Consider the following 16,869-nt stretch of genomic DNA (forward strand, 5'->3'; position numbering starts at 1 on the left):
GCGTAGAACCATGTCTGCCTTCACCTGCGCAGGAGAACCCGCTGGGGTATCACCATCTGCAACACAGCCACGCCCGAATCCGCGCGTCAGCTGCCATCAGAGACCCGAGGGCCACCGGAGTAGGACGGATCGTCGTCGTCATCGCCCCAAAAATTGGTCGCTCCCGGCTGCGGGCGCTCCCAGAAATCACTGTCCTCCATGGACCGTGGCACGGGCGGGAGGTAGCCGTTCCACCGGTCACCGATCCGGACCACGCCCGGGGTCACCATGCTCACCTCCGGAGCCGGAGCCGGAGCCGGAGCCGGAGCCGGAGCAGGAGCAGGAGCAGGCAACGCGAGATCATCAGACTCGGATACGGGAGCCGGGGCTCTCTCAGAGATCGGTCCTACGCGGATGGAAACCCGGCGAACCGAGCCCACACGAGCAGGCCCCTGCCGAGCCAGATCCCCACCGGCAGAATCCACCTCACCCGCGCCTACGCGGGTGGAACCCTCCCGAGCCGGGTCCGCACGGGTGGGACCCTGCCGCATCGAACCCGCACCGCCAGAACCCTCCTGGACCGAATCACCACCGGCGGGACCCCGCCGGATCGAGTCCGCACGGGTGGGACCCTGCCGAACCAAACCCCCACCGACAGAACCCTCAACCGAATCCACGCGGGTGGGTCCCTGAGAGGTTGGGGCATGGTGAGGGGTGGGTGTCTGGGGCGAGACGGGTCGAGAGGGACCAGTCTTGACCACGGCCAGAATGGCCGCCGGCCGTCGTGGGGTGATCGTGATGGCGGCAGTGGCGGCGACCGCTCCGGTGGATCTACGAGCTTTGGGCGTGTCGCCATTTCCGGGAGTGGGACTCGTTCCCTGGGGCCCGGAGTGGGAGCCGAAACTGGAGTCGATGCCGGAGCGGGAGTGGGAGCCGGAGTTGGAGCCGTCGGTGCCTGCGGCCAGCAGCTTGCGGCGGAACCACGCGCCAGCGTGAGCACCGAGAATAAGGAGGACCAGGCCGCCGGCGATGAGGATGCCGTACTGGCTTATCCCGCTGGTCGGCGATTCCGAGGACTGGGTCGTGATGCTCGGTCTCGTGGCAGGCTCGGTCGCCCCAGAGTCAGAGGTCAGTTCCCTGGCTTCTTTGGCCTTTCTCTCATCGGCTTCGGTCTTCCCCTCGGCGCCATTGCCCTTCTTGTCCTTCTTGGCAGGCGACTGCGCGCCTTGGCCTTTCTCCTCGGTCCCGCTCTTCTTGGGTTCGCTCGGAGACTTGGACGCCTCTTCGGGCACCACCGCTGCCCTGGGAGATCGGGTAGGGGTCGTTGCGGGGTTCTTGGTCGGCAGCTGCGGCAGGTCCTGGACTCCGGTCTGTCGCTTGTCGTTCTCCTTCCCACCGGTTTTGCCATCTCTTCGGCTTTTCACATTTTCGCCGCTTGTCTCCTGACGCTTGTCCTGCCGTGTCTCGTCAGACTTCGAGGTTCCCGTGCTCTGGTTTTCGGCGTTCTGATCATTCTGTGCCGTCTTGGGAGCGGGAATGTTCACCGAGGCCGCGGCAGAGTTGTGTGAGGGCAGGGTGCCCCCATTGCCATTGCTTCGCAGAGCACGCACCATGAACCCGATCTGCCGACCGACCGCCTTCGCCGGAACGGACAAGATCGCCTTGCACGAACCACCGGAACATGCGTTGTCAACCCGCACCGAGCCGATCCGGCCGCTCCGGGTTGTCGACACCTCGTAGGCCTGCAGATCAGGCTCGGGACCTTTGCCCCAGGTCACCACGACCCGGTCGCCCTGCAACCTGGCGTTCACCCTGCTCGGCACGACCGGAGGAACGACTTGAAGCAAGGTCTTGCGGGTCTGGTGCCACTTGGCACCAAAGATCTTGCCCTTCTGCTGGAGCTTGATCTCATAGCTTCCATTGGGACGACGTCTGGGATCCCATATATAAGAGACCTTCTGATCACCCTTCGCCACCTGCCGGCCGTCCACAAAGAGAAGGGCATCGAAGAAGGGGTCGACCGTGCCCGAGAGCGTAACCGCCCGGTTGGAGGTCACCCGTGATGGGATGTTCAACCGGGCCACGGCCTGTGCCGGACTCGCGACAGCGAGCACGGTGGACATGGACGTAATCAGTGCGATCGTCGCCCCAGCGACCAGTCTGCGAACCGTCGTCACGACAGCTTCCCCTCGTCGAGAGCCGCGCGCCGTCCGGCCATCCGCCATGCGAGTGGCCGCACGACAATCAGACGTGCCAGTCCTCCAGACCGGCTCGCACCGGCCCAGACCCCGAACCCGGGTCGCGAGCAGACAGACCATTCGACCGTGCCGTGCACGTCTGGCCGCTCGCGCCCCCTTCCCATGCCTGGACATGGAGCAGCACGGGCGCGGGTAAGCGGAACCTTACGTGAGGTTTTCGATTTTTGGACATCTTGTCTAAGAAGTCGTAATTCGATTGCGACCTGTCACATAAGGGCTCAGCGACTCCTCCTCCTGTGAACCAGAGGCTTCTCGCTACCTCAACCGACGGAGTCGGCGATATGGACAGGACCCGCACGCGCATTAGCAATGATCGTCCGGCTTCCCGCAACAGGCAGCGAGAGTTCCACGGCCACCTGGACCTCGGCAATGCCGTCGCCGTCGATGGAACACCTTGTGAGCTTCGCTTTGTTGCCCTCGGCCAGCGAGGACGCCTCCACGCACCCGCGATTCGGGTCGGCGAATGCCAGCCGGGCTGCGGCGAGCGCACTCAGATCGGCGGCACTCTGCGCCCGGTGACGAGCCACCCTGACCGTGCCAGCGACCATGATCGCCGTTCCCACCGCAAAGATCAGCCCCACCACTCCGACCGCCCAGATCGTCGCCGACCCTCGCTCTCCGCGCTCCCACCAGCCTCTACACTCCCTCCTTCTCCGTCTTCCTGTTCCACCCTCCTGACCCGTCTTCCACTCCTTCTCCATCTCTCCTTTTCTTCTCCTTCTTCTCACCGACCTCCTTTCTCTTCCTCAGCCCGCCGATAGCCCCTTTCCACCCATTCACTACTCCCCTGTTTCCTTTCCTCCCGTCACCGGCTTCCCTTTTTCGATCTACCTTTCCGATGCTCCTCGACCCGCCTTTGTCAGGCACTCCGTCCCGACTCGACGCGAGTTCCCTCACCTCGCTATTCGACCCCTGGTTCCGTGGCAGAGAGAGCGACCGCGCGGATGGGCACGCTCGGGAGCGAGGCGCCCCAACGGGGTTTGACGCTCACGGACACCTCCACCCGGGTGATCTCCGCATTCCGGGTCACCACGACCAGCGCACCCGCGGGAGAAGCGGCCAGGACACCACTCCGCACCCTCTCTAGGGATTCGCCTCGTGACGCGGCCCGAGCTCCGGCCCGAGCCGCATCCACGCATTCCAGCTGCGCTTCGACGGCCGTCAGCGCCCACAACGCGGCCGCCAACATCACCACGACGGCGGGCAGCACCACCGCGGTCTCCGCGGTCACCGACCCCTTCGACCTGCGAAGACGGGCAACCGCCAGCTTGAAGGTCATCCGGCCACGGTCAGGGCCCGGTTGATCAAGCCAGAGATCATTTGCTGGACCTCGGAGCTCGTCACGACCTTGAAAAGAAGCGCGGCGAAAGCACAGGCCGCGATCGTGCCGACCGCGTATTCAGCGGTGGACATGCCCCGATCGCGACCTGAACCGACGGTCAGCGCCACCCAGCGAGCACGCAGCCACCGCAGCCGGTCACGTCGAGTGCCATCAACGGTCGATCGACCCATCATCTCCTCCTGGAAATCCCAGCCGAGTCCAACACCCGGCATCGGTGAAACCAGGTTTCCCGATTCAGGCCCAACCGCCGGGATGCGAACGACGTTCTGTGGAAAACGCCATGCCATCCACAACCAGATGGCTTGCTTTAATTTCCGGGCCGAAAGTGCCTATTTTGGGGCACTAATCTCATTTGCTTGCTCCGCAGAGAACTCCGATAGTCAAGGCTTCTCAACAATCTGGAGATCGGCAGTCGCCGGCACCGCCAATCCCCGATGTCGAGGCGACAGGGTCCTCGGCCGCGTGCGCCCGGACGCGCAGGGTTTTGGAGGTGTTGGCCTTACCTCGAGCGAAGGTGTGCAACGCCCCACAGTCCGCGGCGTCACGCGTCCGCAACCGGGGATCGCCTCCGTTCCGTGGAACCGCGGCACTCGGTCGGCGGCCCTGATGGCGCCTCGGCCTTCCTTCTTCCGGTCTCCGCCTCGCGACTCTTCCGTCGCCGCGCCGAGCGTGCCCGAGAAGGCCCGCGACCACATATCCACAGAATTCACCACCGCTGTGGATAAGCTTGGGGTGGACGGAAATTCCTGTGGATAACTCAGGGAAGTAGCACGTCACCGGCGAGACCGGCCACGACGGGAACAATGCCGAGAAAGACGAAGGCGGGCAGGAAGCAGAGTCCCAGCGGCGCCACGGCCTGGACCCCCACCCGTCGGGCGGCCGCCGACGACGCGGCGCGGGCAGCATGGCGGGCGTCGTCGGACAACCTGGTGAGCACGTCGGCCACCGGGGCACCGCTAAGGGCGGCCCGGCTCATCGTGCGTGCGAGTGGGGCCAGCGGGCCTTCGGCCGCGAGCGCCTGCCAAGCGCTTTCCGGCGCGGCGCCCAGCCTCAGCTGCCCGCTCACCCAGGCCAGCCGGTCACCGAGTGGCCCGCCGACGGCCTCCACCGTGACGTCGATGGCTCCTGTGATCGGTTGCCCGGCGCGCAGACACGCGACCATGAGGTCGGCCGCCAGCGGCAGGTCCGCCGCCACCCGATCACGCTCCCGACGGGACCAGGGCGGTTCCCTCCTCTTGAGGACCATCAACGCGACCGCGAAACCGATCACCCCCACGACGGCTCCCGGAACACCGCCGACGACGAAGAACGCCATCAGCCCGATGGTGGCGGAGAGCATTACCTCTCCTCGGCCCGGCCGTCGCCTTCCGGTCGGATCACTGGTCGCTCTCGCGTTCGGGGAGATTGCTCTCGCGTTCGGAGAGGTCGTCCTCGCATGCGGAGAGCTCACATGTGGGGAGATCGTCCTCGCATGTGGGGGGAAAGAGGACACCTCAGTCTTCGGTCGCACCCCAGGCCGAGCCTTCGGCCGCACCTCGACCGGCCCATCCGGAGACGGCAGCCGTCGAGCCCGGTGGATCCGCTCGGCGGGATCACCGGGCGACATCCACAGCCACCCGGCGATCCCGGCAAACACGACGGAAAACATAATCATCACTTGTTCGACCCTTCACGATCACCAAGCGCCCACAGCACGATGCACCGGCGCCGCCCGTCGCACCACGAGGCCGGAGGGCTCAGGCCTGCGCACGCGTGACCAGACGGTGGGTCCACCACAGACCACAGCCGTCGAGTGCGAGGCCGATCGTCAGGCAGACCACACCCGCCGGGCTGCCGAACAGGAAGTGCAACGGGCGCATGCCGAGACCCGCCGCCATCAGCAGGCCGAGCACGGGGAGCCCGGCCAGCAGGCGGGCGGTGGCGCGAGGACCCGCGAGCTGGGCGGCGACATCCTGGCGATGGGCCTGGGCCTCCCTGAGGGCGGCGGCCACGCGATCGACGACGGTGGACAAGCCTGCCCCGACGGTCACACTCACCCGCCAGCAGGCGGCCAACCCGCGAAAGGCTTCACCTCCCTGCTCCGGAGCCGCGGTCAGCAGGGCCGCGGGAACATCGCCGCCGTCTCTCGCCGCCGCGATCAGCGGTCGCAGCGTGATCGGATCGGGAAACTCCACGGCCGACAGGGCCCGGGCGAGTGCCTCGCCGGCCGTCCGGCCGGCAGTCAGCTCGGCCGCGAGCCCGTGACACAACTCGATCGACGCGGTTCGCCACGCTTCCGCGCGCCTGGCGGGCCGGGAACGGCCGCTGAACCTCTCTCGCAGGGAACGCGATTCGGGCGGGTGGTGACACCGGATCCGCCGTAAGCGATCCGTTCCCCGATCGGGCCCTGCCCACAACCACACGGCCAAGGCGGCGAGAAGCACCGCGGCCATCGTCATGACAGCGCTCCGACGCCGCCCGTGCAGGAGTCGTCCGGCGATCGGCCGGTCACCTCGTGCGCTTGCACCCGCTCACGGGGACGGCCGAACCGGGCGGGACCGTACGGACTGCGCTTCGGGCTTGAGGAGAGGATTCCGGGGGCTCGAGCCGTCAGGGCGGCGAATCCCGGGCCGGTGGACACGCGGCCGTCCGGTGAGAAGGTCAGGGCCGGCTCGGCGTCGACCAGACCTGAGGGGCGACGGGTCATCATGCAGATCTCGGCCACCCGGCGGCGGCCGTCGGCGTGGTCGCGAGCGAGATGGATCACGATGTCCAAGGCTGCGGCGATCTGGCTGTGGACCGCCTCGCGGCTGAGACCCGCGGCGCATGCCAGAGCCTCCAGACGGGGTGGCACGTCGATCGCGGTGTTGGCATGAAGAGTGCCGCAGCCGCCCTCGTGGCCGGTGTTCAGGGCGGCGAGGAGATCGACGACCTCGGCGCCCCGGACTTCGCCGACGACGAGGCGGTCCGGGCGCATGCGCAGGGCCTGGCGGACGAGATCGCGCAGGCAGACACCACCGGCCCCTTCAAGGTTGGCCGGGCGGGATTCCAGGCGGACGACATGGGGATGCAGCGGCCTCAGCTCGGCTGAGTCTTCGACCAGCAGCAGCCGGTCACCGGGATCGGCCAGGGACAGCAGGGCCGACAGCAGGGTGGTCTTTCCCGTGCCGGTGCCGCCGGTGACGAGGAAAGCGAGCCTCGACTGGATCACCGCGGTGAGCACGGGGACGGTGTCGGCTCTGATCGTGCCCGCTTCGACCAGGTCGGAGAGGGTGAAGGCGCGCCTGGGTGGCAGGCGAAGGGACAGGCAGGTGCCGCCGGGCGCCACCGGTGGCAGAACGGCGTGGAGCCGGACGCCTCCGGCGAGGCGGGCGTCGACGTAGGGGCAGGCCTCGTCGAGACGCCTTCCGGCCGCGGAGGCAAGGCGCTGGGCGAGCCGCCGGACCGCTTCCTCCGCGGGGAAGACGACCGAGGTGCGGCGAAGGCCGCGACCGTCGTCGACCCACACCTCACGGGGGCCGTTCACCAGGACGTCGGTTACCTCGGCCTCGGCCAGCAGGGGCTCCAGCGGGCCGGCACCGATCAGGTCCGCGCACAGCGTGCGGGCGACCGCCAGGATCTCCGCGTCGCCGAGCATCGCGCGCTCCGCTCTGAGCGCGGCCGCGACGTGCGCGGCGCTGGGCTCGACGCCGGTCCGGGCCAGCCGTACCCGGACCGCTTCCACCAGCTCGGGCGAGACCGTCGCGGCGATGCCGGTCGGCGTCATGTCTCCGCTCCGAGCAGCGAGTGGAGAAACGAGGAGCAGAACCGGCCGAGAGCGGTCCGGCGGCCGAACGGAGGAACGTCGCCGCGGTTGAGGGCGGCGCCGAGCCGGGGCTGATCGGGGAGACTCCCGGCGTACGGCACGCGGAGCGAGCTCGTGACCACATCGTCGTCCAGGACGCCGCCGCGCACGGCGGCCCGCACCTCTCCGGTGTGCTTGCGCAACCCGGTGAGCACCTGGGCCGCGGAGAGCACGCCGCGCACGTCGGCGGTGACGACCAGCAGGGTGGTGGTGGCTCTGCCGAGCGCCTCGACCGCGGCCTGGTCGAGGTGGCGAGGCAGGTCGACGACCACCAGGTCGAAACCCCGCCGGCCCGCTTCGAGGACCGATCGCATCGCCTCGGCGGGGATGGCCTCGACCTCGCCGCGGTGAAAGGAGAGCAGGGTCAGCTCGGCGAAGGTCGGCAGAGCGGCCTGGAGCGCGGTGAAGCTGATTCTGCCCTCGCGGGCGACCAGGTCGGGCCAGCGGGCCCCGTCGGCCTCCTCCTGACCCAGGAGCAGGTCCAGGCCGCCGCCGAGCGGATCGGCGTCGACGAGAAGGGTGCGCAGGCGGCGCCGGGAGGCGCTCAGCGCCAGCGAGGTCGCGAGGATGCTGGCTCCGGCTCCGCCGCGTCCACCGGCGACGCACACCACCAGGCCCGCTCTCTCCGCGGGCTCCACCACGTCGGCGAACTCCTCGACCAGTTGACGCTCCGCCGAGGGCAGCTCCAGCACGGACTGAGCGCCGACCGCGACGCACCTGCGCCAGGTGTCGGGATCCTCGGGAGTGCGGGTGACCAGGATGACGCGGTGTCTGGGCGGCGGTCCGGTGGCGGCCAGGGCGTCAGCCATGTCGCTGCCGACCACGACCAGCGGGGCACGGTTCCAGTAGGGCCGGGCGTGTGCGGGCACGTGCGCGACGTCAAGCTCCGCTCCTGCCGCGGCGGCGACACGAAGCAGATCGTCAAGCAGATCGTGGTCTTCCGTGATGACCAGAGGACGGTCCAAAGGTGCCTCCCTGAAGTGCGGGAGACCCACCTTCCGGGAGAACCCGCCACCAGGAAGCCGCCGAACGCCGCACTGTGGACGACGAAGCCAGACGTGATGTCACCTGTGGACAACCCACCGCCCCGCGACCGGAGGACCCCTGGAAATGCGGCGACCCCCGCAGGGGGGAGCGGGGGTCGCCAACCGGTCCGGCTCTGGGGGGGTAGAGCCGGTCCCGTTTCGGAAGAAAGCCTTCAACAGTTAACCAGAGCATGACATGGGGATTGCAAAGCCAACCCATGCACAGTCACTCCAGTTTGGGAGATACCACCACATGCTGCCCGATCGGCTTGAGTTTCGTCGAGGAGTAATCTCTAATTTCCGCTAGTTTTTTTCGAGGTAACGATTCAGTCGCGGACATCGTCCAATCACGCATGCCCTAATCCACCCCACCCGCGATCACGCAGAGTGATCGTGATCTTGCCGCGATCGAGCCATCGGATGCCCGAAAACCAAACAGGACATATGGTGCGCTTCATCTACGAATACCCCCGATCCGTAAAGGTCTTGGTCTCAGGGGTTCCCATCCGCCTGGATCAGGCATAGAAAGGTTGTACGGACCACTTGTCCGGGCACGGCCGCCGGGCACCCACGTGCCGCCGAGCCGCGGGAGGCACGTCTGGAGCGGGTTTCGGCCCGTTTCGACGAACATCAGGTGCACGCTTGGTAACCCGGCAGGACGTGCCGGCAACGGCGCCCCATTCCAGGGGCGCCGTTTGCTGCGTGTCGGACGATGTCCGTAATCAGCCTGCTAGCACGCTCCGCCTCGGCCGATGTCCGCGATCAGCCTCCTCACGCGCTCCTCCAGCCTTCTCGCGCACTCCTCCTCGGACGACGCCCGCGGTCAGCCTCGCTGCATGGCCTCGCAGATCGCCGTGGCCTCACGCACGCCGAGCGTCACCGCCGAGGCACAGTGCCTCACCCATGTCGCGACCCCTTCGGGGGTCCCGCTCAGGTAGGCCTTCAAACTCTCGGCGTACGCCGGCCCGAGTTCGACATGACCCACCTCGACGGCCACCAGCGACTTCGGGTCCAGGCCGAACTCCACCAGCGTCAGCCGTTCCGCCGCCCGCGCGACCACCCCGTCCGCCGATCCGAACGGCCGCAGCACCGCCAGCTCGGCGTGCACGATGGCGGCGAGCACCAGGGCGGGCGCCTTGGAGTCTCCCGTCACGAGGCCGACCAGCCCGTCCACCCGGGCCACGGTCTCCTCCGGGCCCGGCACACCCCCCAGGCCGAGCGGGTCGGGTGCGTCGGCGGTGGTCCGGGGACGGCCGAGGTTCTCGACCAGGCCGGCCGCGGCGAGGGTGTGCAGTCTGGCCATCACCTGGCGTGGAGCCGTACGCCAGGTCGGGCCGAGACGCCCCAGCTCGGCCGAGACGCGCAGCGCGCCCTGGACGACGGGGTCGGTGACCTCCGGGATGGCCTCAAGCGGAACGTCCACGCCCTCCAGCGCGGCGGACGCGCGCGCACCGCGCAGGGCGGATCTGGCCGACACTTCCGGGCTCTTGCGCCGAAGCACGCGATGTCTGTAGAGCCGGTCCACGGCCTTGCGCGCGTCGGTGACCGCGTCGGGCACTCCGGGCAGTTCGGCGATTACAGCCAATGGGTCGCTCACGTCCCAGACCCTACCGGCCGGTTAACAAGGCCCCGACCGCGCCACCGGAAACGATCGCCGGACCGTTCCACGAACCGCATACCGCCGCCAACCGCACTGCCGTACTAAAGCCCATAAAATAACGCTTCTTATATTCCTAAGGTGTCAAAAGCACAACGTTTTCGTGGCGGTTGTTGCGGAATGTTAAGGCGATTGTGAACCGCACAACGGCCACCGCCGATTGGTACAGACCTGTCTAGACCTCTTGTGGCGGGCCCCTCCGGCCTGGTGAAGTGGAACACACAATCAGTCGAACAGCAGTACGTCCAGCAGCACGTAAGGAGTGCGTAGTGGCCCCGGAAACCCCTGGTTCCGAGTCGCGTGAGACCCAGGAGACGTTGTCGAACCTGCTGCACGAGACCCGGCGGTTCGCTCCTCCTGCCGACCTGGCCGCGGCCGCGAACGTGTCCGCCGACTCCTATGCCGAGGCGGAGCGAGACCGCCTGGCCTTCTGGGAGAAGCAGGCCGACCGGCTGGCCTGGTCCAAGCGCTGGGACACCACCCTTGAGTGGAATCCGCCCTTCGCCAAGTGGTTCGTCGGCGGAGAGCTCAACGTCGCCTACAACTGCGTCGACCGCCACGTCGAGGCCGGTCGCGGCGACAAGATCGCCTACCACTGGGAGGGCGAGCCTGAGGGCGACAGCCGCACTCTCACCTATTCGGACCTGCAGCGCGAGGTCTCCAAGGCCGCCAACGCGCTGCAGGAGCTGGGCGTCGGGAAGGGCGACCGGGTCGCCGTCTACATGCCGATGATCCCCGAGCTGCCGATCACCATGCTGGCCTGTGCCCGCATCGGCGCAATCCACTCGGTCGTGTTCGGCGGGTTCTCCGCCAGCGCCCTGAGCGGCAGGATCCAGGACGCCGACGCCAAGGTCGTGGTCACCGCCGACGGCGGTTACCGCCGTGGCGCGCCCAGCGCGCTCAAGCCGACCGTGGACGAGGCGGTCAAGGAGTGCCCCGGCGTCGAGCACGTCCTGGTCGTGAGAAGGACCGGTCAGGAGGTGAGCTGGACCGACAAGGACCTCTGGTGGCACGAGGTCGTGGACCGGCAGCCGGAGGCCCACGAGGCACGGGCCAACGACGCCGAAGACCCTCTCTACATCCTCTACACCAGCGGCACGACCGGTAAGCCCAAGGGCATCCTGCACACCACCGGTGGTTACCTGACCCAGACCGCCTACACCCATCACGCGGTGTTCGACCTCAAGCCGGACACCGACATCTACTGGTGCACCGCCGACATCGGCTGGGTGACCGGCCACTCCTACATCGTGTACGGCCCGCTGGCCAACGGCGCGACCAGCGTCATCTACGAGGGCACGCCGGACACCCCGCACCGCGGCCGGTTCTGGGAGATCGTGCAGAAGTACAAGGTCACGGTGCTCTACACCGCGCCGACCGCCATCCGCACGTTCATGAAGTGGGGCGACGACATCCCCACCAAATACGACATGTCGTCCCTGCGCATCCTGGGCAGCGTCGGTGAGCCGATCAACCCTGAGGCCTACGTCTGGTACCGCGAGCACATCGGCGGCAACCGCACCCCTGTCGTGGACACCTGGTGGCAGACCGAGACCGGCGCCATCATGATCAGCCCGCTGCCCGGCGTCACCGAGGGCAAGCCCGGCGCGGCCATGCGCCCGCTGCCCGGCATCACCGCCGACGTGGTCGACGACCAGGGCCACAGCGTCGGCAACGGCGGTGGGGGTTACCTGGCGATCCGTGACCCGTGGCCGTCGATGCTCCGCACGATCTGGGGCGACGACCAGCGCTACATCGACACCTACTGGTCCCGCTTCGAGGGCACGTACTTCGCGGGCGACGGCGCGAAGAAGGACGAAGACGGCGACATCTGGCTGCTCGGCCGCGTGGACGACGTCATGCTCGTCTCCGGGCACAACATCTCCACCACCGAGGTGGAGTCGGCCCTGGTCTCCCACCCCAAGGTCGCCGAGGCGGCCGTGGTCGGCGCGACCGACCCGGTGACCGGCCAGGCCATCGTGTCGTTCGTGATCCTGCGCGGCAGCGCGGAGGAGAGCGGCGACATCGCCGCCGAGCTCCGCGCCCACGTGGCCAAGACGCTGGGCCCGATCGCCAAGCCGCGCCAGATCCTGGTGGTCCCCGAACTGCCGAAGACCCGCTCAGGCAAGATCATGCGGCGTCTCCTGCGTGACGTGGCGGAGAACCGCAGCGTCGGCGACGTCACCACGCTGGCCGACAGCACGGTGATGAACCTCATCGCCGAGAAGCTGCCCAGCGCCAAGAGCGAGGACTAGACCCAGGGGGCCGGACTCCGGAGGCAAGGTGTGGATCACCTTTTAGGGTGATCCACACCTTTTGCGCGCAAACCTCCAGAAGATTCACCTTACGGACATCTGTAGGCTGGTGATCAGGTGTGCCGGGAAGCCTGGTCGGCCAGCGGGGGGACCGGCCCTCGCTGCACTCCTGGAGGTCCCATGCGCCGCACTGCCGAAATCTGGCCCTTCCGGCCGACGGTTCGATACGCCGGCCAGCTCGCGGAGGCCCTGCGAGCCGAGACCATCGGCGGCGTCATCATGCTGCTGGCCACGGTCGCCGCGCTGATCTGGGCCAACGTGTCCAACGCCTCCTACGAGGCGGTGCGCACCGCGACCTTCGGCCCCGAGTCCCTCCATCTCAACCTCGAACTCTACAAATGGGCTCAGAACGGCCTGCTCACGATCTTCTTCTTCATCGCGGGGATCGAGGTCAAGGAGGAGTTCGTCCATGGCGAGCTGGCGAACCTCCGCAAGGCCGCGCTGCCCGTCTTCGCCGCCATCGCCGGCATGGTCATGCCCGCCCTGATCTATCTCGTGGTGAGCCGGGGCGCGCCGGACGCGAGCCGCGGCTGGGCCATCCCCACGGCCACCGACATCGCCTTCGCCCTCGCCGTACTGGCCGTGACGGCCAGCGCGATGCCCGCCGCGTTGCGGGCGTTCCTGCTGACCAGCGCCGTGGTGGACGATCTCGGCGCGATCACCATCATCGCCGTCTTCTTCACCCGGCACCTGAACCTCCTGGCCCTGCTGGCCGGAGTGGCGGTCATCGCCCTGTACGGCCTGCTGCAGGCCAGGCGGGTCCGCGGCCTCCAGTTCTACCTGCCGCTCGCCGTCCTCGCCTGGTATCTCGTCGAGGTCAGCGGCGTCCACGCGACCGTCGCCGGGGTGGCTCTCGGCCTCATGACCCGTGTGCACAGTGGTCCGGACGAGGAGAGGTCCCCCGCCGAACGGGCCGACCACTACATCCGCCCCCTATCCGCGGGTTTCGCGGTGCCCGTGTTCGCGTTCCTGTCCGCCGGAGTCCTGATCAGCACGGACAGCCTCCGCACGATGCTCACCGACCGGGTGGTGCTCGGCGTGATCGCCGGCCTGCTGGTCGGCAAGTTTCTGGGCGTCTTCGGCGGGGCCTGGCTGGCCGTACGGCTCGGCCTGGCGAAACTGTCGGAGGAACTGCACTGGCGGGACATGGCCGCCGTCTCGATACTGGCCGGGATCGGGTTCACCGTTTCCCTGCTCATCGGCGATCTGGCCTACGGTGACGATCCGGAACGAGTGAACCTGGTGACCACCGGTGTGCTCACGGCCAGCCTCACGGCCTCGGTCCTGGCGGCGGTTCTGCTCCGGGTGCGCGTGCGCAACCACCTCAACGCGCAGGATGATGTTTGATATCGGCGCTCGATAGGAGATTGTTCATGACACAGAACCCACCCACGGAGCCACAGGAGGAGTCGCTGGGCGCGCTGGTCGCCGCGGCCACCGACCAGATCTCCACCCTGGTCCGCGCCGAGATCGAACTGGCCAAGGCCGAGTTCAAGTTCGACGCCAGACGGGTCGGCACGGCCGCCGGGCTCTTCGGCGCCGCCGCGTTCATCGCCCACCTGTGCCTGATCCTGGCCTCGTTCGCCATCGCCTACGGTCTGGTCGCCCTGGGCATGTGGACGTGGCTGGCCTTCACGATCGTCACGGTGTTCTACCTTGTCGTGGCCGGACTGCTGGTCTTCCTGGGCATCCGGCGGCTCAAGGGTCTGGCGGGGATGAAGCGGACCCTGCGTTCACTCAAGACCATCAAGGGCGGCGAGGACGAGCTCGGTCTTCCCGCGTCTCCCCCTCCCCCCACCGCGGGCCAGGTCGGCACGCATCGTGAACCGGTGAGACCGGGCCAGTGAGCAAGCCAGACGAGTCTCTGGTCCAGGTCGAGGGCCCGTGGACCCACCGCTCCGTGCACGCCCGTGGCACCCGCTTCCACGTCGTGGAGGCCGGTGAAGGGCCGCTCGTGCTGTTGCTGCACGGGTTTCCGCAGTTCTGGTGGACCTGGCGCAACCAGCTCGTCTCACTGCCCGCGGCGGGTTACCGCGCCGTCGCCGTCGACCTGCGAGGGTACGGTGCCAGCGACAAGCCGCCGCGCGGCTACGACCTGCCCACGCTGGCCGGCGACGCGGCGGGGCTGATCCGCGCTCTGGGCGAGACGGGCGCGATCGTCGTCGGCCACGACTGGGGCGGCCTGCTGGCCTGGACGATGGCCGTACGGGACCCCAAGGCGGTCCTGCGCCTGGTCCCGGTGTCGGCCCCGCACCCGCTCAGGTTGCGCTCGGCGCTGTTCACCGACCCGTTCGGCCAGCTCAGGGCGAGCTCCTACACGCTTGGCTTCCAGCTGCCGTTCCTGCCCGAGCGCCGTCTGACCGCCAAGGACGGCGCGCTGGTGGGGCGGCTGCTCAATGACTGGTCGGGACCCGGCTGGCCGGACGAGACCGTGGCGAAAACCTACCGCGACGTGTTCCGCATCCCCACGGTCTCCCACTGCGCGGTGGAGTATCACCGCTGGTTCGCCCGGTCCCAGTTCCGTCCCGACGGGCTGCGTTACGCCAGGAGCATGCGGGGCGAGATCAACGCGCCCACCCTGCAGCTGCACGGCGCACTCGACAACCACATCCTGCCCCGCACCGCCCAGGGCTCCAGCCGCTACGTCACCGCCCCCTACCGGTGGCGGCTGATCGAGGGCGCCGGGCACTTCCCCCACGAGGAGCGCCCCGGGGAGTTCGACGCCGAGCTCATCGGCTGGCTGACCGATCCGGAGCCCGACCGGTGATCCCGCGAGACCGGGGCCCGGACGGGAGGCCGCGCAACCGGCGCCCCCGTGACGCGTTCGGGCGGCCGCTGCCTCACGGCGCGCAGGGCGTGGAGCGCGTCCCGGACGACTACGCGCCGAGCGCCGAGGAGGCCCTGGCCGAAGCACGCCGGCTGCTCGGCGAGGGCCGGCCGTTCCATGCCCACGAGGTGCTTGAGGGCCGCTGGAAGACCGCGCCGCGGGAAGAACGGGAGCTGTGGCAGGGACTGGCGCAGATCTGCGTCGCGCTGACCCATCTGCAGCGGGGCAACCGGCGCGGGGCGTCGGCGCTGTTCGCCCGGGGCGCCGGCAGGATCGCCGGGTACGGCATGCCGTACGAGAAGATCGCGCAGGCCGCTCTGGAGCTGGACGGCCTGGACGATCTGGACGCCGAGACGGCCATCTCCAGGATCAGGGACCTGCTCTAGTTGTTGTTCTGGTCACATTCCTGGGTGCCGACCCGGTTGAACAGCCTGGAGCCGTCTTCGGCGTCCGGCGCGACCTCGGTCGCGGTCAGGACGTAGCCGGTCTCCCGCTGGTCGAGGGCCGCGGCGAAGACCACGCCGTAGACCCGGCCGTCGGTGGTGAGCAGAGGCCCGCCGGAGTTGCCCTGCCTGACCAGGCCGCGGATCGAGTAGACGTCACGGATGACGATCTTGCGCTCGTAGATGTCCGGGCCCTTGGCCTTCTGCTGCACCCGGATGCGCGCCGCGTTCATGGTGAAACCCTGGCCGTGCGGGAAACCCGCGACGATCGCGTCGTCGCCCTTCTCGGCGGTGCCGTCGAAGCGCAGGATCGGCAGGTTGAGGCCGGGGACGTGGAGGATCGCGATGTCCCTGTCGGGGTTGTAGAGCACGACCTTGGCCGCGTGGGTGTTGTTCAGGTAGTCGGTGACCTGGAGATCCTCGTCGACCCCCGCGACCACGTGGGCGTTTGTCATGATCTTGTTCTGCGCGTAGACGAACCCGGTGCCCTCGATGTGCCTGCGGCAGCTCGTGGCGACACCCTGGACCTTGACGATGCCCCGGCGGGCCCGCGCGAGCTGCGCGCTCTTCGGCACGCTCTGGTCGGGCGGCGCGACCTCGACGAGCTGGCCGCCCCCGATGCGGTCGAACACCTTGGGGAAGCCGGAGGTGTCGATGAATTCCTTGATCGGCTTCTGCAGGTCCTTGGCCGCCTGCGGCATGGCCTGGTCGACGGTGCTGATCAGCAGGGATTTGTGGACCTGTTCGCTGAGCAGGGTGAACTGCGAGAAGGTGATCAGGGAGCCGATCAGCCAGGCGAAGATCAGCACCGAGAGAGCGCTGGCGAAGGTGCCGCCCACCGCGTCGATCACCTTCGCGGGCTCCCAGGTGACGTGGCTGCGGACCACCGCGCCGATCGTCGAGGAGGCGAACTGCCCGATCGTGGCGGCCAGGAAGACGATGACGATGGCGAGCAGCGCCCGTTCGGTGTCGCCGTCGACCACCGCGCCGGCGATCGGCGGGGCGATGAACATGCCCAGCAACGCGCCGCCGACGAATCCGACAAAGCTCAGGGCCCCGATGATGAACCCCTGGCGGTATCCCGACACCGCGAAGGCCACCATCAGGGCGATCAGGATGAGGTCGAGGAGATCACCGCTCACCCCTTAACGGTATCCAGCCGCCAGGCCGCGCGTGCACCCCTTACGGGAGGTCCCGGCG

Annotated in this window: 16 protein-coding genes; 5 read left to right on the forward strand and 11 right to left on the reverse strand. The window is 68.3% G+C overall.

Annotated features, from left to right (window positions below; all coding sequences use genetic code 11):
• Positions 1–86 precede the first annotated feature (86 nt).
• The 10 genes from ACFY2X_RS28630 to ACFY2X_RS28675 all read right to left on the reverse strand — a co-directional run bounded on the left by ACFY2X_RS28630 (position 87) and on the right by ACFY2X_RS28675 (position 10,024).
• Positions 87–2,102, reverse strand: a complete 2,016-nt coding sequence (locus ACFY2X_RS28630; RefSeq protein ID WP_389943784.1) for a hypothetical protein — start codon at positions 2,100–2,102, stop codon at positions 87–89.
• 395 nt (positions 2,103–2,497) lie between these two features.
• Positions 2,498–2,938, reverse strand: a complete 441-nt coding sequence (locus ACFY2X_RS28635; protein ID WP_389943787.1) for an Rv3654c family TadE-like protein — start codon at positions 2,936–2,938, stop codon at positions 2,498–2,500.
• Positions 2,874–3,134, reverse strand: a complete 261-nt coding sequence (locus tag ACFY2X_RS28640) for a hypothetical protein (protein ID WP_389943790.1) — start codon at positions 3,132–3,134, stop codon at positions 2,874–2,876. The genes ACFY2X_RS28635 and ACFY2X_RS28640 overlap by 65 nt, the downstream gene beginning before the upstream one ends.
• A 4-nt stretch (positions 3,135–3,138) precedes the next feature.
• The gene (locus tag ACFY2X_RS28645) at positions 3,139–3,516 is read right to left on the reverse strand and encodes a TadE family type IV pilus minor pilin (protein ID WP_389943793.1); all 378 of its coding nucleotides are present in this window, start codon (positions 3,514–3,516) and stop codon (positions 3,139–3,141) included.
• The gene (locus ACFY2X_RS28650; RefSeq protein WP_389943796.1) at positions 3,513–3,866 is read right to left on the reverse strand and encodes a DUF4244 domain-containing protein; all 354 of its coding nucleotides are present in this window, start codon (positions 3,864–3,866) and stop codon (positions 3,513–3,515) included. Before ACFY2X_RS28650 ends, ACFY2X_RS28645 begins: the two co-directional genes overlap by 4 nt.
• Before the next feature lie 470 nt (positions 3,867–4,336).
• Positions 4,337–4,918, reverse strand: coding sequence for a type II secretion system F family protein (locus ACFY2X_RS28655; protein WP_389943799.1), 582 nt, complete (start codon positions 4,916–4,918; stop codon positions 4,337–4,339).
• 397 nt (positions 4,919–5,315) lie between these two features.
• Entirely contained in the window at positions 5,316–6,017 is a 702-nt protein-coding gene (locus ACFY2X_RS28660; RefSeq protein ID WP_389943801.1) for a type II secretion system F family protein, read from the reverse strand.
• Positions 6,014–7,324, reverse strand: coding sequence for a TadA family conjugal transfer-associated ATPase (locus ACFY2X_RS28665; protein WP_389943804.1), 1,311 nt, complete (start codon positions 7,322–7,324; stop codon positions 6,014–6,016). The genes ACFY2X_RS28660 and ACFY2X_RS28665 overlap by 4 nt, the downstream gene beginning before the upstream one ends.
• Positions 7,321–8,367 (reverse strand): septum site-determining protein Ssd, encoded by a 1,047-nt coding sequence (ssd, locus tag ACFY2X_RS28670; protein WP_389943807.1) that lies wholly within the window; start codon positions 8,365–8,367, stop codon positions 7,321–7,323. The genes ACFY2X_RS28665 and ssd overlap by 4 nt, the downstream gene beginning before the upstream one ends.
• An 883-nt stretch (positions 8,368–9,250) precedes the next feature.
• Positions 9,251–10,024, reverse strand: a complete 774-nt coding sequence (locus tag ACFY2X_RS28675; RefSeq protein ID WP_389943810.1) for an oxidoreductase — start codon at positions 10,022–10,024, stop codon at positions 9,251–9,253.
• A gap of 329 nt (positions 10,025–10,353) precedes the next feature.
• Between ACFY2X_RS28675 and acs the strand changes: the two genes are divergently transcribed.
• From acs to ACFY2X_RS28700, 5 genes are all read left to right on the forward strand, one after another.
• On the forward strand, positions 10,354–12,339 hold the full coding sequence (gene acs / locus ACFY2X_RS28680; RefSeq protein ID WP_389943813.1) for an acetate--CoA ligase: 1,986 nt from the start codon (positions 10,354–10,356) through the stop codon (positions 12,337–12,339).
• Positions 12,340–12,519: 180 nt separating this feature from the next.
• A complete protein-coding gene (gene nhaA, locus ACFY2X_RS28685; RefSeq protein ID WP_389943817.1) occupies positions 12,520–13,746 on the forward strand; it encodes a Na+/H+ antiporter NhaA in 1,227 nt (408 codons plus the stop codon).
• Positions 13,747–13,772: 26 nt separating this feature from the next.
• Positions 13,773–14,246, forward strand: a complete 474-nt coding sequence (locus tag ACFY2X_RS28690; RefSeq protein WP_389943820.1) for a phage holin family protein — start codon at positions 13,773–13,775, stop codon at positions 14,244–14,246.
• Entirely contained in the window at positions 14,243–15,166 is a 924-nt protein-coding gene (locus ACFY2X_RS28695; protein WP_389943823.1) for an alpha/beta fold hydrolase, read from the forward strand. Before ACFY2X_RS28690 ends, ACFY2X_RS28695 begins: the two co-directional genes overlap by 4 nt.
• Entirely contained in the window at positions 15,163–15,612 is a 450-nt protein-coding gene (locus ACFY2X_RS28700; protein ID WP_389943826.1) for a DUF309 domain-containing protein, read from the forward strand. The genes ACFY2X_RS28695 and ACFY2X_RS28700 overlap by 4 nt, the downstream gene beginning before the upstream one ends.
• On the opposite strand, the gene ACFY2X_RS28705 is transcribed toward ACFY2X_RS28700, so the two are convergent.
• Positions 15,609–16,811: a MarP family serine protease gene (locus tag ACFY2X_RS28705; protein WP_389943829.1), complete on the reverse strand. Its 1,203-nt coding sequence runs from the start codon at positions 16,809–16,811 to the stop codon at positions 15,609–15,611. The two genes, ACFY2X_RS28700 and ACFY2X_RS28705, sit on opposite strands and share 4 nt — an antisense overlap.
• Positions 16,812–16,869 lie beyond the last annotated feature (58 nt).

Origin of the sequence: Streptosporangium sp. NPDC000396 (assembly GCF_042898655.1) — a bacterium.
Lineage (GTDB): Bacteria > Actinomycetota > Actinomycetes > Streptosporangiales > Streptosporangiaceae > Streptosporangium.